Genomic DNA, 26,771 nt, shown 5'->3' on the forward strand with positions numbered 1-26,771 from the left:
TCCCCTCCATTATTCAGCACTTGCAGCAGACAATGCTACCTGCAAGGATTGCTGCTTGCCGTCACGATATATTTTCAACTCGACATTGTCGCCAGTTTGAAGTTTCGTATACATATATCTTCTTAGATCACTTGCATTCCCTACTTTTTCATCATTGATCTCGACGATGACATCCTGTTCCTGGAGTCCTGCAGCAGCAGCCGCGGAATTAGGGTCGACATAGGTCACCATCGTTCCTGAATCGACGCTTTCTGGCAGGTTTTCGATGTACATATCCGGAATTTGCGCCAAATCAGCAAGGCTTACACCCAAATAAGGACGTTCCACTTTCCCTTTTTCAATCAGCTGGTTGACGATTGGCAGAGCTTCATTGCTTGGAATCGCAAACCCAAGTCCCTCAACGCCATTTTGCGATATTTTCAAGCTGTTGATTCCGATCACTTTACCGTCTGTATTAATTAACGCCCCGCCGCTGTTGCCTGGATTGATGGCAGCGTCCGTCTGGATAACGTTCATTTCCCATTCCCCTGCAGAGGTTGGCACAGAGATAGAACGATCAACCGCACTAACGATTCCCTGAGTCACAGTCCGCGATAGATCGAGGCCAAGCGGATTGCCGATGGCCAGCACCTGATCGCCAGCCCTTAATACAGATGAATCACCAAATTCGATGACATCTGCTGCATGGGCTGCATCAATTTTGACAACCGCTAAATCAGTCAATGCGTCTGCTCCTACAACTTCCGCATCAACCTTCTCTCCATTGTAAAGGGAAACCTCAACCTTTGAAGCACCTTCAATGACATGATTGTTAGTGACGATGAAAGCGTCTTGGCCTTCTTTCTTAAAAATAACACCAGAACCAGACCCGCTCTCAACATTGCCCTGGCTTTGGGAAAATGGATTACTTTGCGATTGGATATTGGTGATGCCGACAATTGATTTCGAAGAAGCTTCTATGATATCAGCAATCGATCCAGAGCTCTTTGATGCGGTTGGTGTCGTGACGATATTTGAATTATTTTCTGTGACTGACTCTATTTGAGACTGCAACTGGTTTCCTGCGTCTGCTTCTGTAAAATTCACCGCTGCTAGTGTTATCGCCGAACCGACTACCCCAGCCATAACAGTGGACATTATGCTTTTGAATTTATTTGTTTTTTTGACCGGCACCGGTTCCTGGTACCGCGAACTCTGTTCAAATTCGTTCATGGTATTTCCTCCTCGCTTCTAACTTGTCTTCATCTTAACCAGAAAATATGAACAAATTATTAACAAACTGCGTCAAGGTTTTTAAAATATCGGGAAGATTTAAGCGTTAAAGGTGGAATTATGAATTAGACATGCCCTTGGGACTCGAGGGGCTAGGCGCTGGAGCTGGATTAAGAAAACCCATATAGTTATCCACATTGAAATTATTTTATAATCTCCTAGTAAATAAAAAAGCTGCAGACAAGGATGCCTGCAGCTTCAAAATTTTATTACATTTCAATATTCTTCATCAAATTCGCCATTTCAATCGCTGACATCGCAGCATCCCAGCCTTTGTTGCCCGCTTTTGTGCCAGCACGTTCGATTGCCTGTTCAATAGTATCGGTTGTCAGAACTCCGAAGATTACAGGGACCCCTGAATTCATCGCTGCGGCTGATACGCCTTTTGCTGTTTCGTTAGATACGTAATCGAAGTGTGGAGTGGAACCGCGAATGACTGTTCCTAATGTGATGACCGCGTCATACTTATTGCTTTTAGCCATTTTTTGCGCGACCAATGGAATTTCGAATGCACCTGGAACCCAGGCAATATCGACATTGCCTCCCTCGACACCGTGTCTTTTCAACGCGTCCTGCGCGCCGCCCAAAAGCTTGCTTGTGATGAATTCATTGAAACGTCCGACTACGATGCCGACTTTAAGACCTGTTCCTACTAAATTACCTTCAAAAGTTCTATTCATGTCCTATTCCTCCAATTAAAAATTAAGTAAATGGCCTAATTTGCTGTGTTTTGTTTTTAAATAATTTTCGTTTTCTTCCCGTGTTGGCATCTGGATTGGCACTCGGTCGACTACTTCCAGGTCATATCCCTTAAGCCCTTTGATTTTCCTTGGGTTGTTGGTCAGCAACTTAATTTGCTTGATGCCAAGGTCTTTTAAAATTTGGGCACCAATTCCGTATTCACGCAGGTCGGCACCGAAGCCGAGTTTTTCATTAGCTTCAACGGTGTCATAGCCCTCTTCCTGCAGCTTATACGCACGCAGCTTGTTCATCAGACCGATGCCTCTGCCTTCCTGGCGCATGTACAGAAGGACACCGCGCCCTTCCTTGTTAATCTGGCCCAATGCTGCATGCAGCTGCGGTCCGCAATCACAGCGGAAGGAGCCGAACACATCACCAGTCAGGCATTCAGAATGCACCCTGACAAGAACCGGCTCTTCCGGGTTGATTTCTCCTTTTACAAGAGCGATATGTTCTTTGTCATCCACTACATTTGAATACCCAACTGCCTTGAAAATACCGAATTCGGTAGGAAGATTGATTTCAATCTCTCTTTTGACCAGCTGGTCCTTCCGATTGCGGTATTGGATGAGATCCTTGATTGTTATCATTTTCAAATCGAACTGGTCGGCAATTTTCCGGAGCTCAGGGACTCGAGCCATTGTGCCATCTTCGTTCATAATTTCGCAGATGACACCGGCAGGCTTGGCACCGCTCATTTTAGCCAGGTCGACCGCCGCCTCCGTATGGCCGGCTCTCCTTAATACTCCGCCCTTCTTGGCAACGAGCGGAAAGATGTGTCCTGGCCTTTTAAAGTCAGCCGCCTTTGATTCCGGGTCAAGCATGCTCAATACAGTTGCTGAGCGTTCAAAGGCGGAAATCCCAGTCGTTGAATACTTATGGTCAATGCTGATGGTAAAAGCCGTACCATGAGGATCCGTATTCCGTGATACCATCGGAATTAAATCTAGCTTCTGAGCCAAATCCTGTTCAATTGGCACACAAATCAATCCCCGGCCATGTGTTGCCATGAAATTGATGACATCTGGTGTCGCCTTTTCCGCCAGCGCAATAAAATCCCCTTCATTCTCCCGGTCTTCATCGTCACAAACGATGACTACATTTCCCTGCATGAGTTCATATATGGCCTCTTCAATTGGATCAAACATTTTCATCACCCTCACATAAACCCGTTATCCTCAAGGAATTGGGCTGTAATATTGTTACCTCGTTTTGGAGCTGACGTCACCTGGTTACTCAAAAAATGCCCTACATACTTGCCAATCATGTCACATTCAATGTTGACGATATCCCCTTTTTCCTTAAACCCCAAGACTGTGTCTTTTAAGGTGAGCGGAATGAGCGATAGAGTCAGGCTGTCTTCTGATACTCCGAAAACAGTCAGGCTCGTCCCGTCAACAGCGACAGAACCTTTCATGATGACATATTTCAGCAATTCAGGGTCAGCTTGGATTTCATAGTAAACCGCATTCTCTATTTGCTTTTTCCCTTTGATGGTTCCGACTCCATCCACATGGCCAGCGACAAAGTGCCCGCCGAACCGGCCGCCCGCTGCCATCGCTCTTTCCAGGTTCACCTTCGAACCTCTTTTTACCGTTTTCAGACTGGATGCTTTGACCGTTTCCGGCATGACATCAACCGTAAATCTGTTCTCAGTGAAGGAGGTGACGGTCAGGCATACTCCGTTAACAGCAATGCTATCTCCGAGGTGGACATCTGACAGCACTTTTTTCGCATCAATTGTCAGGACAAATGATGCGCCGCCATGCTGGATATTGGCGACAGTCCCGATTTCTTCTATAATCCCTGTAAACATACAAACCTCCTTCTATACCGGCTCAGCAATGATCCGGATATCCTGTCCGATTTGTTTTACATTTATAATTTCTAAAGTAACTGAATCCTCTATCCGGGCTATGCCTTCTCCACCATAAGCAGCCGGGGCACTTTTCCCGCCGAGCAGCTTTGGAGCTATATAGGTGATTACTTGCTGAAAGGCCTTTTCCTTTAAAAAGCTGCCATGTACCTCGGCTCCGCCTTCTACGTAGACAGAAGTGATACCCCTGTCTCCCAGTTTTTTCAGTATGTCAGGAATTCCGACTTTTTCAGTTTCCAGCTTGATAATCTCAATGCCAAGCTCAGTAAATTGCTTAATCCTATCAGACTCTGCCCGTGCTCCGGTCACGATAATGGTTCGTGCAGCCCTGTCAATTATGATTCTTGAATCCAGAGGGGTGCGAAGTGTGCTGTCCAGAACGACTCTCACTGGATTTTTCCCGCCAACTTCAAGCCTTGTCGTCAGGCTAGGATTGTCTTTGATGACGGTGTTGACGCCAACCAGTATCGCGTCATGTGTATGTCGAAACTGATGGACATCCTTCCTCGCCTCTTCTCCTGTAATCCACTGGCTCTCTCCTGTCACAGTAGCGATTTTCCCATCAAGGCTGGTGGCTGACTTCAAGGTAACATAGGGCAAACCTGTGCTTATGTAATGAAAAAATACTTTGTTCAGCGCTTTTGCTTCTTCCTCCATTAACCCAACTTGGACATCTAAGCCGGCCTCTTTCATCTTTTTCACCCCTGCTCCACCAACAAGCGGATTCGGATCGACCGAGGCGACAAAAACTTTTTTGATTCCTGATTCGATAACCAAATTCGAACATGGCGGCGTCTTCCCGAAATGACTGCATGGTTCAAGGGTCACGTATAATGTTGCATCCTTTGCCTTATCCCCAGCCATTGTGATTGCGTGCACCTCAGCATGGGGCTCACCCGCCTTCAAGTGGGCACCCATCCCAATAATCTGTCCGTCTTTAACAAGAACAGCACCAACTTGAGGGTTTGGGGAGGTCTGGCCTTCGGTTGCACTGGCGAGATTGATGGCCAGTGCCATATAGTCCTGATCATTCACCTTTGATTCCTCCTTCCTTAAAAATCCTTCGGGCAATAAAAAATAAAAAGACCCCGAAACAAAATTGTTTCGGGGTCCTAAAAAAGGCAATGCCAAACTAAAGGGTTAAAAAAGGTCACACTTATCCCGTTCTTTTAATCCTCGTTTTTTTTCCTTCTCCCATCCAGACTTTAACTGTCGGCCCTGGAGTTTCACCAGATCCACCGTTTAACAAATGTTAACCGGGTCACGGACTAAGAAGCAAAAGCTTCATCACCGCCGGTTGGGAATTTCACCCGACCCCGAAGGAAATTATTAAGTTAGAGTCATTATACTGAACATTAGGTTAAATGAAAAACAAAACAACCTTTTATTTTTTCATCAACTTCTCAATTGTAGTCAACAGCTCATCAATTACCTCATTGTCACCTTCCTGAATCCGTTCGACAATGCATGATTTCATATGACCTTCGAGCAGAAGTTTAGCCACACTGTTCAAGGCAGCCTGTGTTGCCGAAATTTGCGTGATGACATCATCACAATACGTATCTCTCTCAATCAAACCTTTAATCCCGCGTATTTGTCCTTCTATCCGATTCAATCTCGTCACAAGATTCTTTTTCGTTTTTTCAGAGTGATGGCTCTTTCTATCTGATGAACAACAGCTGTCAACACATTCAGATGGGTTCACTTCGGGCTCTAAAATGTCCATCTAAAAACCCCCTTTTATCTTTTTAACTTATTTTATCATACCCCCACATAGTAAATAATCGCAAATCAGCTTTTCTCACCGCATATAAAACGGTTTATATGGAATAACTATTTTTAACCAAATCTCGAGAAGATTGCTCTTTTACAGCAATCCACCAACACATAAAAGCGGTGTTATCCTGATGAAATTTCGAATACCAAAAGTCTCAAAGTCAGATAGCGTGAAAGAGAATGATCCATGCAGCACATATGGAAGAATTAAAGACGTTTTTCAGCCTAACAGCGATTTTAAAGAGTTCAAGATCAAAAGGGACAATAACACCTTGATTTTTTGTTTCCTTGAGACGCTGGTTTCGGAGGAAAAATTTAAGGATTATTTATTGATCCCCTTATTTTCAGAAGACTTCGAGCTTACAACTGATAATTTGCAGAGTTTAAATGGCAAACAAGAACAGGATCCTGAAAAAATCATTAGCGAGATACTGAATGGAAACTACGTGCTGTACATTTGCGAACGTAATGAGGCATGGGTATTCTCATTTCCAAAGGATCTTCAGCGGGCGATTCAAGAACCGGTAAACGAAGGCGTGGTCCGCGGTGCACACGATGGCTTCGTCGAAAATCTTGAAACAAATATCAGCCAGCTGAGGCTCAGAATTAAGAGCCCGGACCTTATGGTTAACTACCATGTATTAGGCGAAAAGACAAAAACCAAAACGGCTGTCATTTTCATGAAAGGCATTGCTAATGAGGAAATTGTCCATGAAGTTGAAAGAAGGCTTTCCTATATTTCCACCGACATGGTGTTAAGCCCTGGCTATATTGAAGAATTTATCGAAGACGATCCCTTCTCGATATTCCCACAGCTCATTAATACGGAACGACCAGACAGGGCGATGGCAAATTTGATGGAAGGTCGAATCATTATCATTGGGGAAGGCAGTCCAACAGCACTGATTTTGCCAGTCACTTTTTTTGCCTTTTATCAATCGTCGGATGATTACAACGGCAGGTGGATACCCTCTACCTTTATCCGACTGTTAAGGTATGTCAGCTTTCTCATCGCTATTACCTTGCCAGCTTTCTATATTGCCATAATCGCGTTTCACCTTGAAGTGATCCCTCATGAACTGATTCTCCCTTTAAAAGGGTCTGTGGAAGGAATTCCATATCCTCCGCTTCTGGAGGCTTTCTTCATGGAAATCACTATTGAATTGATCAGGGAAGCAGGGGTGAGGCTTCCAAGACCAATTGGACAAACAATAGGCATTGTAGGGGGGCTCGTCATCGGGGATGCTGTTGTAAGTGCCGGACTAATTTCAAATATCATGATTGTCATTGTCGCGGTCACGGCTATATCCGCGTTTGTCGTTCCTTCTAATGAAATGAGTACGACTGTTCGGCTCATTCGGTTCCCGCTGATGATTGCAGCTGCTATTTTAGGATTTGTCGGGTTGATTTTTGGGCTAATCTTTGTCTTCGTTAAACTGTGTAAGCTTGAATCTTTTGGAGTACCTTACTTTTCACCGCTGGCCCCTTTTCACGTTAAGGACATTAAGGATACCTTCATCCGAATGCCGCTTTGGAAGATGAACGACCGTCCGCATAATTCCGATGCTATTAAAATCAAAAGACAGCGTGACTCTAGAGGATGGAAGACAAATGAACCGAGATAAAACAAACATCACCTATCATCAATTTTTCCTTTTAATCATACATACACAGCTCGGAGTTGGCGGACTTTCGCTTCCTTATACAATGCACAATTCTGTGCAGTCAGATGGCTGGATTTCGATCTTGCTGGCGGGGTTTTTAATTCAAGGTGTTTTATTGGTCTACTTGATGCTTTTTAAAAGATTTGAGACAAAAGATGTCCTGGATATCAGCACTACTCTCCTTGGCCGGAAAATCGGAAAGCTTATTAGTTTCTTTTATTTACTTTATTTTATCAGTGTCGGCAGTTTAATATTGGTGCTTTATTCCCAAATAATCGAGCGTTGGATTCTGCAAAATACACCCAAATGGGTAATCTGCGGATTGCTGGTTATAGCAGGTATCTATTTATGCGTGGACGGCCTGAAAATTCTGGCAAGATTTTATACACTTGTCACACCGCTCATCATTTTGCTTGTGCTGCTTGTTTCTTATACCTTAAAGGATTCGAATATTTATTATATTTTACCTATTGGCCAGGCCGGCTTAAAGAATATTGTATTTGGAAGCAAGGATGCAATCTTGTCCATGCTTGGATTCGAAATCATCCTCCTTGTTTTTCCCATGGTATCAGGGACTTACCGGCAGAAGTTCAAGGCTATATCCTTTGCTAATCTTTTCACCACATTACTTTATGCGTATTTGATTTTCGTGGCTTTCGTTTACTTCAGCCCGAATGAAATAAAAATACTGCCAGAACCGCTACTGTACATCTTAAAATCTTATACCTTCAAAATAATTGAGCGAACAGATTTACTCTTCTTGTCATTTTGGATTTTCCTTGTCTTCACCTCTTTCGGCAGTTATCTGTACTTAGCTGCCAAGACGGGGGCAAGGCTCTTCAATAAAAAGGTAGAGCGAAGACTTGTATACTTAGTTGCTTTCGTTATGTATGGGATATCATTTTTGCCTGAAATAGAAATGAAATATCTAGAATTCATGAACAGCTATATACCTAAAGCCAGTATTATTTTCATCCTGTTCCCCGCCTTTTTGCTTTTAGTTTCGTTCCTGTTCAAAAAATCCGAACGAGGAAGTGAAGCCATTGATCCGGTTTCTTAAAAGAGGTCTTCCAGCTATTGTGGCCATGTTACTATTAAGTGCTTGCTGGGATCAGCATTTATTGAAGGATGTAAAATTATACATGGCCGCCAGCTTCGATCTGACTCCTGATGGTAAAATACTTGATGAACTTTCAGCCCCAACCATTACTAAAAATCCAGATGGCGGACCGGTTCAAGGACATACAATCGCGAGCGGAATTGGCCATACGCCAAGAGAGGCACGAGGGGATATTGACAGTAAAATAGATAAGGTTTTTGATGCATCGAAATTAAGGGTTTTAATTATAGGCAATGAACTTGCGAAACAGGATATATATTCAGTTCTTGATTTATTTTATCGAGATCCTAAAAGTTCATTAAGTGCAAAGGTAGTCGTAGCTGAAGGAATGGCTACCGATATCCTGCGATTAAATGTCGAAGAAGGAAAAATCAGTTCCTACCTATTCGATTTACTAAAGAGCCAGGAACTCACCTCTCTCATACCAGAAGAAAATATTCAATCAATTTGTGCGGAGATGTTTGATCCAGGAGAGGATTTTACCTTACCCTTCCTGCGCGCTAATGATGATGGAAAAACAGCGAGTGCACTGGGAGTTGCATTGTTTAACGGTAAAAAATTCTCGGGACACGTCCTTACTGGGGACGAGGCGGTCATTTTCCTATTGCTGGATGGCAATGCGGGTAAGTCTCCAAAGTTCACAAAAAGAATAGCAAAAAGTGACAGCGAAAATTTCATGCCCCAAAATTTTGTCTCTTTTAACGTAAAAAAAGCAAATGAGCGATTAGAGGTGAAGGTAGAAAACCAAAGGGTAATCGCTAATATAAATTTAAGCCTTAAAATTGAAATTACCGATTATCCAAGGAACCAGCTCTACAAAAAACAGGAAGTTGCAAAATTGAACAAGAAACTGTCTGAGATGCTGACCAATGATGCTGTAGCAGCGATTAAAGTTCTTCAGGAAGCAAACAGCGACAGCTTTGGAATTGGAAGAAGGCTCATCGCACATTACCCGGACTATTGGAAGCAGGTGGATTGGAAAAGAGAATATCCCAACATTGCAATCACCCCTCATGTCGAGTTGGAAATCATCGGTCATGGCATCATTGAGTAAGGCACTTCTCGTAACTTCTTTGATCCAAAAGCACGAGTATTATTCATCTAGATACCTTTATTAATGCGGACTAGAAGGCAACAATCAATGCGAAAACAGCCTTAAGTAAACATCTTTCCCAACATTTTAATACACGCCAATTAAATGGTTCAGGAGCAATATTCATAAACGAAGACTGACGGCCTAAAGGAAAAAACTAAAAACACTCTACGTAATTCGTCATTTCTATCGACGAATTACGTAGAGTGTTTTTTATATAACTGCTATATTTCTCGTTCCTCTCTTGCTGGCTGTCCTAAGGAAAAGATCTCCCATGACACTCCAGCAGCAAAAAGGCATCCAATTAAAATGGCTAGTGCTCCGTACAGAGGATCAGTCACCTTTGAAAAAATCAGTTGGGCATAGAAGTAAAATCCTGCTCCGATGGCTAGAATGAGTAAGGTATTCAAAAAGTATCGGTACATTTTTTTCCCTCCTGAAACCTAATATTATTTTAAACATTATCATAGACTTTACTAGTTGGTTATTGGGAAATTCCCTGTCGAATACAGTTGAGAAATGAAAGGAGCGAACTAAAAATTGAAGCAAAAGACTACAGCAATCATCATATTTTCACTTGTTACCATCTTAGCCATCATTCCGTTTTTTCATACAGATGAACCTCCAGCCAGAGCTGTTGAGCCTAGTGGGGAGTTATCCACAGAAATAAGTAAGCTGTTAACAGATGAGCCGGTACTTAATGGAGCTTTGGCTGGTGTCAGCATCAGGTCTGCGGAAGATGGAAAACTTTTGTACGAGCATATTGGGGATACTCGGTTGCAGCCGGCTTCGGTGCTGAAGATGTTTACAGCTGCAGCGGCATATTCGGTTTTAGGGGAAGAATACCGCTTTACAACTGAAGTCTTGGCAGATGGAAAAATTGACGGTGGAACGCTTGCCGGTGACCTTTATCTAAAAGGGATGGGTGATCCGACCCTGCTTCCAGCAGACTTTGACGAAATGGCAAAAAAACTTAAGAATAAGGGAATCAAGAAGGTCTCTGGCGATTTAGTGGCTGATGATAGCTGGTATGATGATGTCCGTTATTCTGAAGATTTAACCTGGAATGATGAGCATCAATATTATGGCGCCCAGGTTTCCGCCCTTACTGCTTCACCGAATCAGGATTATGATGCAGGCACTGTTATTGTCAATATTTTTCCAGGAAAGAAAGGAAAAGCAGCAAACATTTCGCTTGAACCTGAAACCGATTATGTAAAAATCTTAAATGAAACGGTAACAGTAGGTGCTAAGGGAAAACATGAGGTGAAAATTGAAGGTGAGCATGGGTCGAATAACATAATAGTAGGGGGAACAATCCCGGTCAACGCTCATAAAGCAAGAGAATGGGTCGCCGTCTGGGAGCCTTCCCTATATGCAGGAAGTCTTTTTAAAAAGTCATTAGAGAATCATGGGATAAAAGTTGTTGGGAAAATTATAACGGGACGTGCGACGGAGACAAAGACTAAGTTAATTTCCCATAAATCTATGCCGCTTGCAGAGCTGATGATACCCTTCATGAAACTAAGCAATAACGGACATGCCGAAGTACTTGTTAAGGAAATGGGCAAAGTCGTTCATGGTGATGGCAGCTGGGAAAAGGGACTTGAGGTCATGAATGCAGAGCTTTCCAAAATTGGGATTGACAGCAGCAGGCTTGTGTTGCGAGACGGATCCGGAATCTCGCACGCCAATCTCATTCCAGCCAACGAAATCACAAAACTACTCTATCTTGCCCAAAGAGAAAAATGGTTCCCTGCTTTCCAGCATTCACTTCCAGTTGCAGGTGCCAAAGACAGGATGGTTGGCGGGACATTGAGAAATAGATTGAAAGATGAAGCCATTATGAATAAAATCAAGGCCAAAACAGGCTCTCTCACAGGTGTTAGCACACTAGCTGGATATGTAAAAACAAGCAGCGGAGAAACCCTTATTTTTACCATTTTATTGAATAATCTGCTGGATGATAGAGAAGGCAGGAAGGTTGAGGATGAACTTGTTAAAATTCTTGCAAGACAGCCATAAATGAGAAAAAGCCGTACAGATTGAGAATCTGAACGGCTTTTTTCGGCCTGGTTCATGAAACTTTGGTTACCTTTGGTTAATGTTACTTAGCGAATCTATGATTTCCGATTGTCACGGTTACTTCTCTTGAAAATACCCACTTGCTCACTGCAGTTTTCGGATTAAAGAAGAACAATGAACCTTTTCCCTGGCCTCTGAAAGCGAGAGCCTCTTTTACAGCTTTCTTGGACTCTGCATCTGCCGGCTTATTGATCGCACCATTTTTCACAGGAGTGAAAGCATAGTAGCCGTTTGACTTCTCATAGACAACTCCCTTTACTGTGTTAGGGAATTCTGGGCTTGCTACTCTATTCAAGACAACAGTTGCTACTGCTACTTTCCCTGCGTATGGCTCGCCTTTTGCTTCTGCGTGGACAAGCCTTGCAAGCAAGTCCTGATCTGCTGCAGACACGGCTGAAGCCGGGATGGTCAACTTTTGTCCTGGATATAGTAGATTGCTAGTTCTATTGTTTACTTTCTTCAATTCTGTCAGTTGCACACCATATTTGCTGGAGATTCCCCACATAGTATCTCCTTTTTTCACCTGGTACGTTGCTGCTTCAGCAGCTGCGCCCATTGAAAATAATGATAAGGATACCACCGCTGTTAGCGCTGCCAATGTTTTTTTCATTTTTCTCATTTTCCATACCTCCCAGTAGTGATGCTCTCTTTCTCTACTAATAAGGCTAGCAGTTGTAACATAGTTATTCATTGTCCAATAAGTGCCAACAAGGAGAAACCTCTGCCATCCATTGAAGCCGCTTGATTCTTTTTAAACCTAGAAGATTATTCCACCTCCACCCGCTTTCCTACTATAACCAGACTTGTAAGTTTACGGTCCGAATTTTACATAGTGTTACAGGTTTGTAACCTGGTAGTTTGCTATTTTTTTTAAAAATGAAACGAATTCGCTATCATCTCGCAGTATCATCATGGGAAGATTTTATTTTATTGGCGAAAAACAAAATATATCGATCACATTAGCAATATATCAGCGAATTTTTGATTTTATCGACCATATTAGAAAATATTTCGATCACTTTCCCCATTATATCGACCAACTCATATCCAACACATGTAATCAAAAATAGCTAATTCATATACCCGCAGGGAGATTAATAACTTATATTAATTACTTAATTAAAATAATTATAATTAAGTATTGATTTTTAATTGAAAGGTGTTATCATTTAGCTATAAACCAAATTCACTACAAAGGCGGGATCATGATGAGCAATAATCAAAATAAGCAACTTACTACAAGCTGGGGAGCCCCGGTTGGGGACAACCAGAACTCCATGACTGCAGGACATAGAGGTCCTACTTTACTTCAAGATGTACACTTGCTGGAAAAATTGGCGCACTTTAACCGTGAGCGTGTTCCGGAGCGTGTTGTGCATGCAAAAGGCGCTGGAGCACATGGTTATTTTGAAGTGACAAATGACCTGACTCAATATACAAAGGCTGCTTTCTTATCAGAGGTTGGCAAGAAGACACCTATGTTCATCCGCTTCTCAACCGTTGCCGGTGAACTTGGATCAGCGGATACTGTCCGTGACCCACGCGGCTTCGCAGTGAAGTTTTATACAGAGGAAGGAAACTATGACATCGTCGGTAACAATACTCCGGTATTCTTCATCCGCGACGCGATCAAGTTTCCTGATTTCATCCATACACAAAAAAGAAACCCTCAGACTCACCTGAAGGATCCAAATGCTGTTTGGGATTTCTGGTCACTTTCGCCTGAGGCATTGCACCAGGTAACAATCTTGATGTCCGATCGCGGCATTCCGGCTACCCTTCGCCACATGCACGGTTTCGGCAGCCATACGTTCAAGTGGACAAATGCCGAGGGTGATGGCGTCTGGATCAAGTACCACTTCAAGACAGAACAAGGCGTGAAAAATCTTACAGCAGATGTAGCCGCTAAAATTGCAGGCGAAAATCCTGACTATCATACAGAAGATTTGTTCAATGCGATTGAAGCTGGGGACTTCCCTGCATGGAAGTTATATGTGCAGATCATGCCACTTGAGGATGCGAACACATATCGTTTTGATCCATTCGATGTCACAAAGGTATGGTCGCAGAAGGACTATCCACTGATTGAAGTCGGCCGCATGGTATTGGATCGTAACCCTGAAAATTATTTCGCGGAAGTTGAGCAGGCTACATTCTCTCCTGGAAACCTTGTCCCTGGTGTCGATGTATCACCTGATAAAATGCTGCAGGGCCGCTTGTTTGCATATGCTGATGCTCACCGCTACCGAGTTGGCGCAAACCATAATCACCTTCCGATCAACAGGGCTAAATCAGAAGTGAACTCCTACCAGCGTGATGGCCAGATGCGCTTCGACGGCAATGGAGGCAAAACAGTAAACTACGAGCCTAATAGTTTCGGAGGACCAACTGAAGTGAATGAACACAAGCAGGCATCCTTCCCTGTCAGCGGCTTTGCTGAAAATGTTGGATACGACCATAACGACCATTACACCCAGGCTGGTGACCTGTACCGCCTGATGAGCGAGGAAGAACGCGAACGCCTTGTCGCTAATATTGTCGCTGCTATGAAGCCAGTTCAGCGCGACGATATCAAACTCCGCCAGATCGGCCACTTCTATAAGGCTGATCCAGAATACGGAACACGCATTGCTCAAGGATTGGGCCTGCAGGTTCCACAGGAAGTTTAATGTTACGAGAAACGGATGCCTTTTATAGGGCATCCGTTTTTTTCATCTGTAAGGTGACGAACGTTAGCTGGGTTCTATCGGACAATCTCAGGAATATTTCCTGTAAAAGTGTCCGTTAGACAGGCTCTATCGGACAAACTCAGTGCGACTTCCTGAAAAAGTGGCCGTTAAAGCCCCTCTATCTAATAAAGCAGGCCGATATACACCGGCCTGCTTCGTCTATTATTCATTAAAACGTGTGTGCCAAATCCTTAGCACGTGCGATTCCGTTTGCTTTGATTTCTTGTGCTTTTTCTGGATTCGCATTGTGGCCTTCGAGATATAGGCATTCCATTGAAGGTACACCGAAGAAGTTCATGATTGTTTCGATGTAGCGATTTCCCATTTCCATGTTTGCTGCCGGTCCTTCTGAGTAGTAACCTCCGCGGGCCTGGATGTGAAGGGCTTTTTTGTCTGTCATCAAACCGACAGGTCCTTCCTGTGTATATCTGAATGTTTTACCTGCTACTGCAACTGCGTCCAGATATGCCTTCATGACTGGAGGGAATGAGAAGTTCCATAGCGGTGTCACAAAAACAAATTTGTCTGCTGCTGTGAACTGGTCAACCAGTTCAGCAAGACGGCCTACTTTTGATTGTTCGTCTGCTGTCAGTTCAGTGAACTCAGTTCCTTTTTGCAGCTTGCCCCATCCGCCTAAAACATCGGCATCGATGTGAGGAATGTTTTCTTTATATAGATCCAGATGAATGACTTCATCACTCTGGTTTTGTTCTTTGTACGTATCGATGAACGCTTTTCCTGCTGCTAGACTGAAAGATTGTTCTTCAGTCAGTGGGTGTGCTGTGATGTATAAAACTTTAGCCATGTTATATTCCCCTATTCTGTCTAAATTTTAAAAACTATTTCGAAGATGATAAATCTCGGAATTAAAATAGCTTACTTCGAGATATTAATCCGTTTTTCATCAAAGGTCAAAAGAAATGCTCGTCTATATATCTAATGTGTTTGCAAATCTCAGCTTCATAACTTAACTTTACCCAGCCTTGCACTGCATAATCGAAGTGCAAGGCTTGCGGCCTTACTCCCGTTTAGACTTTGGTTGAATTAATGTGTAAACAGGTATGACAGAGTCATAATTACATAGCTGTTACCAGCTTGATTTGGTTTCCAGACGGGTCAGTAGTAATGAATGTGCCATTTTCATCTGACACCTGTGCACCGATTTTTTTCAAGCGGGCTATTGTACCTTTCAGGCTTATATCGTCCGGCAATACCAAGATATATGAGTCGAGTCCAACGCTATTGGCTTCAGGCTTGGGAGCACCTACACCATTCCAGGTATTCAGCCCAATATGGTGATGATACTTGCCTGAAGAAATGAAGAGAGCCTGCGGACCGTATCGGCTTACCACGTCAAAACCAAGTCCCTTTGTGTAAAACTCCTCAGTTTTATCTAGTTCTGCAACGTGTAAATGGATATGCCCCATCACTGTCCCTTCAGGTAGCCCATTCCATGTACCTTCCATCCCCTCTGCAAAAAGGTTTTCGGCATCCAATGCTTCAGTGGCCATCACCACATGCTGCTTATTCCATTCCCATTTTGTAGCTGGTCTGTCTGTATAGATCTCGATACCATTTCCATCCGGATCTGCTAAATACAGTGCTTCACTTACAAGATGGTCAGATGCCCCCTGCAAAGGATATCCAGTCTGCAGGAAATGCTTCAACACTTTCGCAAGGTCCTTCCTTTCTGGAAGCAAGAGCGCGAAATGATACAAGCCAGTTGTTCTTCCCTTCTTTGGAATCACATCTGATGGCTGCTCAATGCTTAATAGCACATTTTTTCCATCGGCAGTTAACAGAGCGGACGTATCCGTTTTGTCATATATCTTAAAGCCAATTAATTTTTCATAAAAAGCAAGGGAACGTTCCAGGTTCTCTACTTTTATATTTACTTGCCCCACAAAAGTGACTGGCGGTTGATGAAAGTTCATATTCACTTCCTCCTTTTTGATTGAGAATTCCGTATTAAGTTGGTTATAGCCAGGGTAGCCAAACCAAGATGTGCTCATATACTGCCATTTCAGTAATCTGTTTAAGTTACTTTATGTAAGTAACTATATAACTGTAATTAAATTACGTCAAGTATCCTTTTTATAAAAAGTAATTTAATTTTCAATTGATATGTTTATAATGTTAGTAAGGAGTGATTGAGATGGATAAGTCGATTTGTCCAAGATTTGAAAAAGCCATGACAATCCTAAGCCAGCGTTGGACTGGCTTGATCATATACCAGCTGCTTACTGGACCGCAGCGATTTTGTACGATTGAATCCTCGATGGGAGTAAGTGGAAGGGTGCTTTCAGAGCGGTTGAAGGATTTGGAAAGCGAAGGAATTGTGCGACGCGAAGTCCATCCTGAAACCCCGGTCCGGATCGAGTATTCATTGACGGAAAAAGGCAAGGCACTGGAACCTCTTATGAGAGAAATAGAAAAATGGTCAAAGAGCTGGCTGGAGGCATAAATAATAGCTTCACAAAGAACCCCTCATCTAAAGCACCCGTTTAATGGGTGCTTTTTTACTTTTGAACATATAACGATATTCAAAAAGCCAAACAAGACTTGATAAGGCATTTATTAGACATTTTGCTCCCGCAGCTTGCTCGAAATGTCCATTAAACCTCTGTTTTTAGACATTCCGGTCCTGCACCTTGACTGAAATGTCCATTAAACCTCTGTTTTTAGACATTTCGCTAAGGTATCATACTGAAAATGTCCAATAACCTCTTTTGTTAGACATTTCGCTGTTGCCTCTTGCTTAAAATGCTATCGTAAAACCATAAAAAGAGACGTATGCCATTGCATACGTCTTGCATTCCTCATTTATTATCTCCCCAGGAAAGAGTTCAGCATCCACATATGCTTTTCCAAACCGGAGTGAATGGAAAGAAGCAGGTCGCTTGTTGTTTCATCATGGACTTCCTCTGCCAGCTCCATACCCTTCTTTAGATCATGAATCACTGTTGAATAGTCATCTACTATGCTTGCGACCATATCAGTTGCGCTTTCATTCCCTGATGCTTCTTTTACAGAGGCGAGTTCAAGTGCAGCGGACATTGTTGCGACAGGTTTGTCACCCATTGCCAGTAATCTTTCGGCAAGTTCATCGATATGTAGGGCCGCTTCGTTGTATAGCTCTTCGAATTTTGCGTGCAGAGTGAAAAATTCCGGACCTGTCACATACCAGTGATAGTTATGGAGCTTAAAGTAGAGTACAGTCCAGTTTGCGATTTGCTTGTTTACTGACTGCGTCAATTCATTTTTCATCTTGGATCCCTCCTATTTATATGTACGGGTTCATTATAGTCCAAGATTATCCAACATAGGGTTTGAGCCCGGAATTGTTCACAGGACTGTCAACTTTTTAGACAAGTTGTGTGCTAGTACCGGGTCAAAAACCAAATTTCTCCATAAACTATACATAATAAAGTAATGATTTCTCCAAACTATGCATAGAAGTGGAGGTGTAAAAGAATGGGATTAATCAATGCGCTCAACCAATGGAGAAATGCAAGATACGAAAACCACCTTACTAATATGAAGGACCAGAATAAATGCCCGGATTGCCATGGCAGAGGATATTACGCTTTTTCCGCGAATGAGTTTGTTTATTATGCGGCACCATACGAATGTCCTGGCTGCAGCGGCAGTGGATTATATACAGATTGGAACAACAGTACGACCTAAAAATGGCCACTGCTTGTGCAGCGGCCATTTTTTCTATCGTTTAATAGAGAAGGTACTTTTCCCTCACTTGCTTGAACTCATTCAATTCATCTTGCCACATCGTCTGGATTTCTTCGACGGATGTTCCGGCTTCAATTTCTTCCCTGATCCAGCCGTTTCCTGTCAGAAGATCGAAGAAGGAAATTCCCCTGCTGTCTTCTGCACGGAATTGGAAGTCTTCAGGATACATATCGTGAATTGTTTTTACAATATGAAGTCCTGTTACAATCGGCTCAAATGAATCCTGGTCGGTAATATGAATCTGGATTCCATGTGACAGTTTGCCTGCATGCTTTGAGAACGTCGGGGTGAACGATGCTGCCCTGAACTTTACTCCTGGAAGCTTCAAAGAGTTCAATTTTGCGGACAAGTCATCGGAATTGATGAACGGTGCCCCGATCAGCTCAAACGGTTTTGTCGTCCCTCTTCCCTCCGATACATTCGTTCCTTCAATCAATGCTGCTCCCGGATAAACGAATGCAGTATCCAGGGTAGGCATGTTTGGTGATGGCATAACAAACTCCAGAGGCGTTTCATCATAATGCATTGTGCGCTTCCAGCGATCCATCTCAACGACAGTCAAGTCTGCGCCAATGTTGAATTCTTCATTAAAGAGCTTCGCCAGCTCACCTACGGTCATGCCATGACGCAGAGGGATCTCATAGTTTCCTACAAAGGATTTATAATCTGTTTCGAGGACAGGTCCCTCAACCTTAACACCGCCAAGCGGATTCGGACGGTCAAGCACGATGAATGGAATATCATTTTCCTTTGCCGCTTCCATCGCATAAGCCATTGTGTAAATATACGTATAGAACCTGGTTCCTACATCCTGAATGTCAAACAATAGGACATCTACATTTTCGAGCATATCAGGTGTTGGTTTCTTCGTTTTACCGTAAAGGCTGTATACAGGAAGTTGTGTTTTTTCATCGATATAGTACTCTACATAAGCTCCAGCCTGTGCGCTTCCACGCACGCCATGCTCAGGACCGTAAAGTGCGGTCAACTCGACATCAGGAGCATTGAAAAGCAGGTCGACAACACTCGTCAGATTTTGGTCTACTCCAGTAGGATTCGTGATCAGTCCGACTCGCTTGCCTTTGATTAAATCCTTGTGGTCTTCGAGCAGTGCTTCTGCACCAACCTTGAATTTCTTCAGGTCCTGGCTTTTGCCCTGTCCACTATCATGATTTGCCAACGCAATCGTCAATGAAGAGAGGATGAGGACGGTCGTCAATACTGCTGCCAGCCATTTTTTCAATATGCTCACTCCTAGTATAATAGATTTTAAAACTACTAATGTTGATTTCAGTCATTAAAAAGGCGGGCCGCATTCATGAAGCCCGCCTATATACTTTTTAATAGGTTAATCCATGGCCGAATTCGTAAAGGACCCCGCCATTATAATCAGGAATCGTGATCGGCAGCTTCCCTGTTGGCGTGAATTCACCAAACATCGCTCCGGCTGCTGCTTCAAAGCTTGCTGGACGGAACCCGTATTGGGTTAGATATGCGTCAATTTCAGGGTAAGCCATAATGTCATATGGATTGCGGATGCCAACACCGATAACAGGAGCATCTGCAAGCTTAATGATCTGGTTGACCATTGCCATCTGAGCACTAGAAGGTGTACGGCCTGATACATTGTAAGTATAGGTGCCGACTACCACAGCGCTGGCGTTTTTAATTTGTTCCAGCTGATCCTCAGTCAGCTTATAAGTTGAAGATGAGATGACAGTTGTATTTTCATGGCGCTTTTTAATCGCATCACCCAGGCCGCTGATAAAAGTGTTGCCCACAACGACGACCCTCTCACTGCTTTCCAGCTGTAGAGGCAATCCTGCATCATTTTTAACCAAAGTGATTGATTTCTCAGCCGCTTCTTTTTCAATTTGCTTATGCTCAGCAGAGCCGACCACTTTCACTGCATTCCCAATCTTGTCTTCAACTGAAACAGGCGTTTCTTCCTTGATCACGCCTCTTTTTATCTTCAGGGTTAAAATGCGTCTAACCGATTCCTCGATTCGTTCTTCGGAAATCTTGCCATTTTTTACAGCTTCCAGCATGCCAGCTGCTACTTCTTCAAGACCGACCGGCATCAAGACGATATCCGTGCCTGCTTGTACCGCGCGGATGGCTGCATCCACAGGGCCGAAATGGTCAGCGATTGCCTTCATATTCATCGCATCAGTTGTGATGACGCCTTCATATCCCATTTCTTCACGCATCAGCCCTGTCAGGACCTTGTATGAAAGGGTAGCAGGAATGGCGATTTCTTCCCCGGTTTTCTGGGAGATTGCTTTTGTTCCATCGATTTTAGGGAAAGTGACATGTGCTGTCATAATCGCATCAATACCTGCTTCCATTCCTTTTTGGAAAGGATACAACTCGACTTCCTTCAAGCGTTCTTTATCGTGCGGAACTTCAGGCAGTCCAAGGTGGGAATCGACAGCCGTGTCCCCATGTCCCGGGAAGTGTTTCGCTGTCGCGGCGACACCAGCGGCCTGGAGTCCTTTTGTATACGCTACACCCATGTCAGCAACAAGCTGTGGGTCTTCGCCAAATGAGCGGACGCCGATTACCGGGTTGTCCGGATTGTTATTAACATCCATAACCGGTGCAAAGTTCATGTTGATACCCAATGACGCCAGTTCCTCTCCGATTGCATTGCCTACGTTATAAGCGATTTCTGGTGAGCGTGTCGCTCCCAATGCCATGTTCCCTGGCATATCCGTACCAGATTGAAGCCTTGTGACAATCCCGCCTTCCTGGTCAATCGTCAGCAGCAGGCCGAATTTTTCAGCCGCCTCCTGATAATCGGATACTAAGCGTGCTGTCTGTTCTGTTGTAACGACATTTTCTCGGAAAAGGATGACTCCGCCCAGATGATATTTTTTCACAAGCTGCTCGATCTCTGGCAGCATTTCGGTTACATTTTTACCATTCCAGTTCCTGAAATCCGGCATCAGCATTTGCCCTGTTTTTTCGTCCAGGCTCATTTTGCTGATTGCATTGCCAATCAAATCATAGCGCTGGCCCTCCTGCTTAATGACCAACGCTTCCGATTCAGGCTTTCTTTTTTCACCTTCATCTTTAGAGGAGGGTTTCACTTTATAATCGAGTGCGATTCGGTCCTTGAAAGTACCGTCTCTCACTGTAATGAACGTCCGTCCATTCTGCCCTGTAAACTCCACATTTCCACCCTGGTCCACTGTTGCGACATTTTTATTCGAAGACTCCCAGTCAAGGTTTTCAGATGCAAGCAAGAAATTTCCTTCTGAATATACATGGAGTGCTTTCAATTGGAGGTTTCCATCTTTTACTGCTGCTTCCGCTTCTGGAATGTTTTCGTAAATCACCAGGTCCTCCACCTGGTTTTTTTCCTCGGCATTGGCTTTTTTCAAAGAAATGCCGGGAATCATTTGTGAAAAAGCCAGAACGAACACTAGTGTATAAAGCATAAGCTTGCTGAGTTTCCTCATCGTATCTCCTCCATTTTGCATATTTTATCCAATTCATTGAAAATTACTAAAATCAGTAATTTCTTTGCTGCCAGCCTTCTCCTGAAAAATCAGGCTCAACCTTCTTATCATCAGAGGTTACCAGTCTGATATTGTCGACATACCAGCCCCGTCCATTTGTATAACTGTCCGTTTCGTAGCGGAAACGGACGTGCTTGGTTGCTGCCGAAATTTCAACCTCCGCTGTATCCCATTCAACGCTGGTGCCAGTAAAAACAGCTGCTTGTTCCCAGTTTTCACCGTCTTCGGAGATCTCCAGATAACCATAATCAGCATCTGCTTCAATCCGATACCAGGTGTCGAATGATAGTCTAGCAGTCTCTTCAAGTTTTACCTCTGCAGTCATCGTGCGTTGGAGCTTGTCTCCATACCCTGAAAACCATGCTGACCCATCCGGAATATTTACCGGGATGGAATCGGCAACCTGTCTTGCCAGCTGTCTCCTCGCAACATTGGTTGAAACCGTACTTCGACTTGGATGGACCCTGTTGGTAAGCAGGATTGCGATCGTGCCATTATTTCTGTTTACGACAATCGAGGTGCCGGTATAACCCGTATGTCCAAGGGAGGTTCCTTCTGATAAAGCATCCATGAACCATCCCTGGGCGAGCTCCCAGCCTAAACCATGGTCATCACCAGGGAACTCTGGGATTTGGTTTTCGATGATCATTTCCACTGTTTCTGGCTTTAAAATGACTTCGCTGCCATAACGCCCGTCATTCAAATACATATGAGCCAGCTTGGCGAGATCTTCTGCCGTCGAGAACACTCCAGCATGTCCTGCAACACCATCCAGTGACCAGGCATTTTCATCATGGACTTCTCCCCAGACGATTCCGCGGTTCGTCCATGGCTGGTATTCTGTCGCGGCGATCCGCTTTTTAAGTGATGAAGGAGGATTGTACATTGTTTCTTTCATGCCCAGCGGCTGTGTTATATGCTCTTTGACAAACTCATCCTGGCGCTGGCCTGAGAGCCTTTCGATCAACAAACCGAGCGTGATCATGTTGAGGTCGCTGTATGTATAAGTACTGCCCGGCTCATTTTTTAACGGATGCTCCAAGACAAGATTCATCCTGTCTTCGCGGCTGCTTCCTTTTGTATAGAGGGGAACCCATGCAGTGAAACCAGATGTGTGGGTAAGGAGCTGCCTGATCGTGACGTCTTCCTTTCCGTTAGCAGCAAATTCAGGAATGTGCTCAGAGACTTTCTCATCGAGCTCGAACCTTCCCTGGTCATAAAGAACCATAGCTGCTGTGGTGGTGAAAATTTTACTGATAGAGGCAAGGTCGAAGATAGTGTCCTCCTCCATCTTGATCGGTTCACTAGATTCAGTGAATTGGTCATCTTCATATCTGTAGGCAAATCCATATGCCTTCTGCTTCACGATATGGCCGCGGCGAGCGACGAACGCGACAGCACCTGGCATCACGCCAGCAGCAATCATTTTTTCCATATGCCCGTCGATCTCGTCTAGCGGCTGCTGTACCATGCCCGCTCCTCGAACCGATCCTTTATGGAGCACTGGCGATAAAGGGCCTGGCTTGTCCCATGAAAATACAGGATGGACTTCCTTGAAGCCACCTTTGCCCTCCCGCTGTTCAATCGTTCCCCCTGGTGGTTGATTGCCATCCGCAAATGACACCGGAATCATCATTCCTGTACCGAGAACTGCTGCTAATGCAATCGACAATGATTTGTTCTTCATGTTTCCTCCTTTTCCGAGCTATTGCTCCATTTAATCTATTAAACTTTGAAAAGGCTTTCATGCTGTAATCTTAGACTATCTAAATAACAGTATAGATGTCTATACCACTATAGACCCAACCCTCCTGAAAAATAGAAAAATCCCGTGACTGCTCTCCCGGGATTTTAGAATCATTTTTGTAAAAATATTCAAATAATTTAGCAGGAAATTTCCCAACATCATATTGAATGAATTATTTCCGTTTATTCTCCTTTTGTTTGATCCAATACCTGATTCCCTTGCCTGCAAGAGGTTCATCATTAAATCGCGGAATAACATGCAAATGGGCATGGAAAATCGATTGCCCGCCAGCCCTTCCCGTATTCCAGCCTACACTGTAACCGTCTGGAGTATACTTATCGTCAAGAATCTTCTTCGCCCCAAGCAGCAACTCCCTGGAATCATTCCACTCCTGTTCTGATAACTCAAAGACATCTTGCTTATGAAGCTTCGGTATAATCAGCCCGCTTCCCTGCAGGACCTGCTGCTCAGACTCCTTCTGGATAAAATAACAGGTTTCATTCTCCAGAACGATTTCCTGCTCTTCATCTGCATGTACATTGCAATATGGACAATTCTCCTGGTACATATTCTAGTGCCTCCGTTTTCTTGACAGATTTAGGTCCTAACCCCTGAAACATGTCATAATATACCCATTTTCTTGACAGCTTTGGGTCCTAACCCCTGAAACCTGTCATAATATACCCGTTTTCTTGACAGCTTTGTGCTATGCTGCCTGAAACATGTCACAATAAACGGGTATTCTTGACAGCTTTCCACTTCCAAACCATGCATTCGCGAAAAAACATCATAGTTTTCGCGGAATGAGTGAAAACACTAGTTCGTGGCTTTCACCCCCACCTATATTAGCCACTTTTTCCTGAAACATTCAATGGTCCAACTCCGATTTCCGAAGTGAATCTTTATTTGCCATCCTTCTTCTTACTTAAATTATTCAGCCATGTCTCATAAAACTGATATACAAATCCAGCAGCGACAAAACCGATCAACAGCATGATGACTGAAAGTGTCTTTCTGATCCACGTGATGTCAATGAAAAGGAACAGTGCTCCAGCTATCGCAAAGGAAATGAATATGATGAGCCACCTTCTGAGAATCATTGTATCCTTATCCTTACTCATTTCTCACACCTGCCTTCCCTAGTTACTAATACGTAATAAGGGATTCCAGGTTTCAACAAAAGAGCCCATTATAGGACTCTGTTATTTTACTAATTTTCTCATCGCGTGAATTTGCCCGAGGTGATAGGCTTCATGGAATAATGCCATATTCGCTAGCTCACCAAAAGTCTCCAGCCCAAGAAAAGGCTTCTTTAGCTTCTCATCCAGCATTGAAGCCGGAATTTCCTTGATTCTCCCCAGCTGTGCTTTCAACTGGTCACGCAAAATATCAACAGAAGGTACATCTCCCGCCCATTCAGACGGTCGAGTACCGTTCCCGAACAACTCTATGTAGCTTGCAGGGAGATGCTGCGATTTTTTCGGGAACCCCATCATGAATTGTTCTGTAACTGTCAGTACATGTCCAATGTGCCAATGGATATTATTATTGAAGCCTTCTGGCTGAACACTTGCCTGTTCTGCATTGATGGCCTCAATGTTTTTTAAAAAATTGCCTCTAGTCAATTCAAAATGCTTAAATAAAAGCTCGCTCATATTTCCCTTCCCCTTTCCAGCTTGTACTTCGTCATATATTTATTCTATAAATTTCCAACATATTCAACAAGGAAAAAAAGAATAACTAAATAAATACCTTACAAGGTATAAAATACCATAAAAGGAAACTGTCTGACAAAATTTGTTCAAAACATTATGGCTGATATGTGTCTTCACACTTTTTTCACAGATTTCCATAAATTGCTTTGATATCTTATAAGTGTAATAATTATTAATTTTTGAAGGGAAGCGATTTAGATGTTCGCTAAATGGTTAAGAGAAAACAATATTGCTGCTGGCCTGTTGACTGTGATTCGTGTTTGGCTGGGTTACAACTGGATGACTGCAGGATGGGGAAAATTGACTGGTGAGGGATTTGACGCAACTGGATATTTAACACGTGCCGTAGAAAATCCTGTAAAAGGTCCAGACGGAAATGCGGTATATGGTTGGTACGTGAACTTCCTTGAAAACTTTGCGATCCCGAATGTCGAACTTTTTAACTTCATCGTTCCACTTGGAGAGTTCCTTGTTGGACTTGGTTTAATCCTGGGAACACTGACAACTGCAGCCATGTTCTTCGGCCTGGTAATGAACTTCAGCTTCTTCCTTGCTGGAACTGTATCTCATAACCCAACTGACATCTTCTTCGGCTTCATCATCCTGTTCGCAGGCTACAACGCTGGTAAATATGGCTTAGACCGCTGGGTGGTTCCTTTCATCCGCAAGACTGTTTTCAAACAAACACCAGAAGCTGCACATAAATCTGCTTAACGATATTGCAAAAGCCCTCCGCCAACAGGCGGAGGGCTTTTCTTATCAGGATTTTTCTTCAATTGTTTTTAGCATGATTTTTTTCCTGAAGCCGCCGCTGCGAGTCTTCTTTAGCTGGCGCATGAACTCTACTTCAGATTCCGTGATGCCGCGATGATCGGCAATCGCATATACCACTTCCAGCAAGTCGACGATTTCACCCAGCAGCCTGTCCGTTCCCGCATTCCGGAACTTCTCGACTTCCTCATTGAACTTCGCCATAAGTTTTTCACTATATTGACTTCCATCCAAAATTTCAAATTCAACATTTTTGCCTTTTTCCTTCATTAACTCCGGAAAATAATCTCTTACAAGCTTGTTATATTCCTTTTTCTCCATGTCGATTCCCCTTTAGCTGTCCTATTGATAAACATAACCTTTATTCGAGATGTTCAAACACTTTTTTAAAATAAAGAAAACAGGTTCAGCCGTCTTGCAAATAATAGAAAAAGCCTGTGGATCGGTCCACAGGCTTCAATCTTGTTTCAAACTACATAATCTTCAGTTAATTTACTGCAGGCATTTGATAGATTCTGCAGGCATTCCATTCTTAGCTTCTCGTCGCAGATAAAATCATTTAGCAGCTCTTCTTCAAGCTTTAATTGAATTTGATTGATTTCTTCTTTCAGCCGCTCTCTTTTTTCAACCTCTGATAAATGAAACTCAATTTCCCGTTCGAAATACTCTACCGTTCCAAATAATACAGTCAACGATTCCTCCACCTTCCGTAAAATTTTTTAATCCTATGTGATAAAACCAAACCTGCCAAAAGGATTATTTAAATTTGTCCTGTCAAGTAACTTAAGTATTATTTATCCTCTCTCGCAATATACAAACGTGAAATTTAGTTCTTTTTGCAATATTGAGCAGAAAGGGACATTCTAAATAAAAAAATCCCCAAAAGATGGCGGATTTTTTTAAAACAAGCG

27 protein-coding genes and 1 riboswitch are annotated in these 26,771 nt (G+C 43.4%); of the genes, 8 read left to right on the forward strand and 19 right to left on the reverse strand.

From position 1 onward, the window contains the following. Positions 1-9: 9 nt before the first annotated feature. The 6 genes from CD004_RS18410 to CD004_RS18435 all read right to left on the reverse strand — a co-directional run bounded on the left by CD004_RS18410 (position 10) and on the right by CD004_RS18435 (position 5,615). Positions 10-1,212 (reverse strand): S1C family serine protease, encoded by a 1,203-nt coding sequence (locus tag CD004_RS18410; RefSeq protein WP_102264073.1) that lies wholly within the window; start codon positions 1,210-1,212, stop codon positions 10-12. Between the two features lie 269 nt (positions 1,213-1,481). Next, entirely contained in the window at positions 1,482-1,952 is a 471-nt protein-coding gene (ribH, locus tag CD004_RS18415; RefSeq protein WP_102264074.1) for a 6,7-dimethyl-8-ribityllumazine synthase, read from the reverse strand. Between the two features lie 15 nt (positions 1,953-1,967). Then, a complete protein-coding gene (locus CD004_RS18420) occupies positions 1,968-3,161 on the reverse strand; it encodes a bifunctional 3,4-dihydroxy-2-butanone-4-phosphate synthase/GTP cyclohydrolase II (RefSeq protein ID WP_102264075.1) in 1,194 nt (397 codons plus the stop codon). Positions 3,162-3,172: 11 nt separating this feature from the next. Next, positions 3,173-3,829: a riboflavin synthase gene (ribE, locus tag CD004_RS18425; RefSeq protein ID WP_102264076.1), complete on the reverse strand. Its 657-nt coding sequence runs from the start codon at positions 3,827-3,829 to the stop codon at positions 3,173-3,175. Between the two features lie 12 nt (positions 3,830-3,841). Next, positions 3,842-4,924 (reverse strand): bifunctional diaminohydroxyphosphoribosylaminopyrimidine deaminase/5-amino-6-(5-phosphoribosylamino)uracil reductase RibD, encoded by a 1,083-nt coding sequence (gene ribD / locus CD004_RS18430; RefSeq protein WP_158651593.1) that lies wholly within the window; start codon positions 4,922-4,924, stop codon positions 3,842-3,844. Positions 4,925-5,071: 147 nt separating this feature from the next. Then, a riboswitch (FMN riboswitch) is annotated at positions 5,072-5,217 on the reverse strand. 56 nt (positions 5,218-5,273) lie between these two features. Continuing rightward, positions 5,274-5,615, reverse strand: coding sequence for a metal-sensitive transcriptional regulator (locus CD004_RS18435; RefSeq protein WP_102264077.1), 342 nt, complete (start codon positions 5,613-5,615; stop codon positions 5,274-5,276). A 181-nt stretch (positions 5,616-5,796) separates the two neighbouring features. On the opposite strand from CD004_RS18435, the gene CD004_RS18440 reads away from it, so the two are divergent. The 3 genes from CD004_RS18440 to CD004_RS18450 are packed head-to-tail and all read left to right on the forward strand — an operon-like array spanning position 5,797 to position 9,503. Then, entirely contained in the window at positions 5,797-7,290 is a 1,494-nt protein-coding gene (locus CD004_RS18440; protein WP_102264078.1) for a spore germination protein, read from the forward strand. Further along, positions 7,277-8,389, forward strand: coding sequence for a GerAB/ArcD/ProY family transporter (locus CD004_RS18445; protein ID WP_158651594.1), 1,113 nt, complete (start codon positions 7,277-7,279; stop codon positions 8,387-8,389). The genes CD004_RS18440 and CD004_RS18445 overlap by 14 nt, the downstream gene beginning before the upstream one ends. Further along, positions 8,373-9,503, forward strand: coding sequence for a Ger(x)C family spore germination protein (locus tag CD004_RS18450; protein WP_102264080.1), 1,131 nt, complete (start codon positions 8,373-8,375; stop codon positions 9,501-9,503). The genes CD004_RS18445 and CD004_RS18450 overlap by 17 nt, the downstream gene beginning before the upstream one ends. A 263-nt stretch (positions 9,504-9,766) precedes the next feature. Here the strand turns inward: CD004_RS18450 and CD004_RS18455 are convergent, their stop codons facing one another. Further along, entirely contained in the window at positions 9,767-9,967 is a 201-nt protein-coding gene (locus tag CD004_RS18455; protein WP_102264081.1) for a hypothetical protein, read from the reverse strand. Between the two features lie 115 nt (positions 9,968-10,082). Between CD004_RS18455 and dacB the strand changes: the two genes are divergently transcribed. Further along, the gene (gene dacB / locus CD004_RS18460; RefSeq protein WP_102264082.1) at positions 10,083-11,567 is read left to right on the forward strand and encodes a D-alanyl-D-alanine carboxypeptidase/D-alanyl-D-alanine endopeptidase; all 1,485 of its coding nucleotides are present in this window, start codon (positions 10,083-10,085) and stop codon (positions 11,565-11,567) included. 82 nt (positions 11,568-11,649) lie between these two features. On the opposite strand, the gene CD004_RS18465 is transcribed toward dacB, so the two are convergent. Next, a complete protein-coding gene (locus CD004_RS18465; RefSeq protein ID WP_102265165.1) occupies positions 11,650-12,237 on the reverse strand; it encodes a cell wall hydrolase in 588 nt (195 codons plus the stop codon). Positions 12,238-12,835: 598 nt separating this feature from the next. On the opposite strand from CD004_RS18465, the gene katA reads away from it, so the two are divergent. After that, a complete protein-coding gene (katA, locus tag CD004_RS18470; protein ID WP_102264083.1) occupies positions 12,836-14,296 on the forward strand; it encodes a catalase KatA in 1,461 nt (486 codons plus the stop codon). Positions 14,297-14,525: 229 nt separating this feature from the next. Here the strand turns inward: katA and CD004_RS18475 are convergent, their stop codons facing one another. Continuing rightward, positions 14,526-15,161 carry an FMN-dependent NADH-azoreductase gene (locus CD004_RS18475; RefSeq protein ID WP_102264084.1) on the reverse strand — a complete coding sequence of 212 codons (636 nt, stop codon included), beginning with the start codon at positions 15,159-15,161 and terminating at the stop codon, positions 14,526-14,528. A gap of 271 nt (positions 15,162-15,432) precedes the next feature. Further along, positions 15,433-16,290 (reverse strand): VOC family protein, encoded by an 858-nt coding sequence (locus CD004_RS18480; protein ID WP_102264085.1) that lies wholly within the window; start codon positions 16,288-16,290, stop codon positions 15,433-15,435. Positions 16,291-16,511: 221 nt separating this feature from the next. Here CD004_RS18480 and CD004_RS18485 point away from each other — a divergent pair, with 221 nt between their 5' ends. Further along, positions 16,512-16,820 carry a winged helix-turn-helix transcriptional regulator gene (locus CD004_RS18485; RefSeq protein WP_102264086.1) on the forward strand — a complete coding sequence of 103 codons (309 nt, stop codon included), beginning with the start codon at positions 16,512-16,514 and terminating at the stop codon, positions 16,818-16,820. A 362-nt stretch (positions 16,821-17,182) separates the two neighbouring features. Here the strand turns inward: CD004_RS18485 and CD004_RS18490 are convergent, their stop codons facing one another. After that, positions 17,183-17,623, reverse strand: coding sequence for a Dps family protein (locus tag CD004_RS18490; RefSeq protein WP_102264087.1), 441 nt, complete (start codon positions 17,621-17,623; stop codon positions 17,183-17,185). Positions 17,624-17,830: 207 nt separating this feature from the next. Here CD004_RS18490 and CD004_RS18495 point away from each other — a divergent pair, with 207 nt between their 5' ends. Further along, positions 17,831-18,043, forward strand: coding sequence for a methionine aminopeptidase (locus CD004_RS18495; protein WP_102264088.1), 213 nt, complete (start codon positions 17,831-17,833; stop codon positions 18,041-18,043). A gap of 40 nt (positions 18,044-18,083) precedes the next feature. Here CD004_RS18495 and CD004_RS18500 read toward each other — a convergent pair whose 3' ends face one another. The 6 genes from CD004_RS18500 to CD004_RS18525 form a co-directional block, all read right to left on the reverse strand. Next, positions 18,084-19,346, reverse strand: coding sequence for an exo-beta-N-acetylmuramidase NamZ family protein (locus CD004_RS18500; protein ID WP_102264089.1), 1,263 nt, complete (start codon positions 19,344-19,346; stop codon positions 18,084-18,086). Between the two features lie 97 nt (positions 19,347-19,443). Next, on the reverse strand, positions 19,444-21,567 hold the full coding sequence (locus CD004_RS18505) for a glycoside hydrolase family 3 protein (protein ID WP_102264090.1): 2,124 nt from the start codon (positions 21,565-21,567) through the stop codon (positions 19,444-19,446). 52 nt (positions 21,568-21,619) lie between these two features. Further along, positions 21,620-23,314, reverse strand: a complete 1,695-nt coding sequence (locus tag CD004_RS18510) for a serine hydrolase domain-containing protein (protein ID WP_102264091.1) — start codon at positions 23,312-23,314, stop codon at positions 21,620-21,622. 232 nt (positions 23,315-23,546) lie between these two features. Further along, entirely contained in the window at positions 23,547-23,942 is a 396-nt protein-coding gene (locus tag CD004_RS18515; protein WP_102264092.1) for an HIT family protein, read from the reverse strand. 334 nt (positions 23,943-24,276) lie between these two features. Continuing rightward, positions 24,277-24,495, reverse strand: coding sequence for a hypothetical protein (locus CD004_RS18520; protein ID WP_102264093.1), 219 nt, complete (start codon positions 24,493-24,495; stop codon positions 24,277-24,279). An 81-nt stretch (positions 24,496-24,576) separates the two neighbouring features. Next, positions 24,577-25,029: a DinB family protein gene (locus CD004_RS18525; protein ID WP_102264094.1), complete on the reverse strand. Its 453-nt coding sequence runs from the start codon at positions 25,027-25,029 to the stop codon at positions 24,577-24,579. Positions 25,030-25,287: 258 nt separating this feature from the next. Here CD004_RS18525 and CD004_RS18530 point away from each other — a divergent pair, with 258 nt between their 5' ends. Continuing rightward, positions 25,288-25,803: a DoxX family protein gene (locus CD004_RS18530; RefSeq protein WP_102264095.1), complete on the forward strand. Its 516-nt coding sequence runs from the start codon at positions 25,288-25,290 to the stop codon at positions 25,801-25,803. A gap of 45 nt (positions 25,804-25,848) precedes the next feature. On the opposite strand, the gene CD004_RS18535 is transcribed toward CD004_RS18530, so the two are convergent. Both CD004_RS18535 and CD004_RS18540 read right to left on the reverse strand, forming a co-directional pair. Further along, the gene (locus tag CD004_RS18535; protein WP_102264096.1) at positions 25,849-26,181 is read right to left on the reverse strand and encodes a nucleoside triphosphate pyrophosphohydrolase; all 333 of its coding nucleotides are present in this window, start codon (positions 26,179-26,181) and stop codon (positions 25,849-25,851) included. Between the two features lie 146 nt (positions 26,182-26,327). Continuing rightward, positions 26,328-26,552, reverse strand: coding sequence for a hypothetical protein (locus CD004_RS18540; protein ID WP_102264097.1), 225 nt, complete (start codon positions 26,550-26,552; stop codon positions 26,328-26,330). Positions 26,553-26,771: the final 219 nt, after the last annotated feature.

Origin of the sequence: Mesobacillus jeotgali (assembly GCF_002874535.1) — a bacterium.
GTDB lineage: Bacteria > Bacillota > Bacilli > Bacillales > Cytobacillaceae > Mesobacillus > Mesobacillus jeotgali.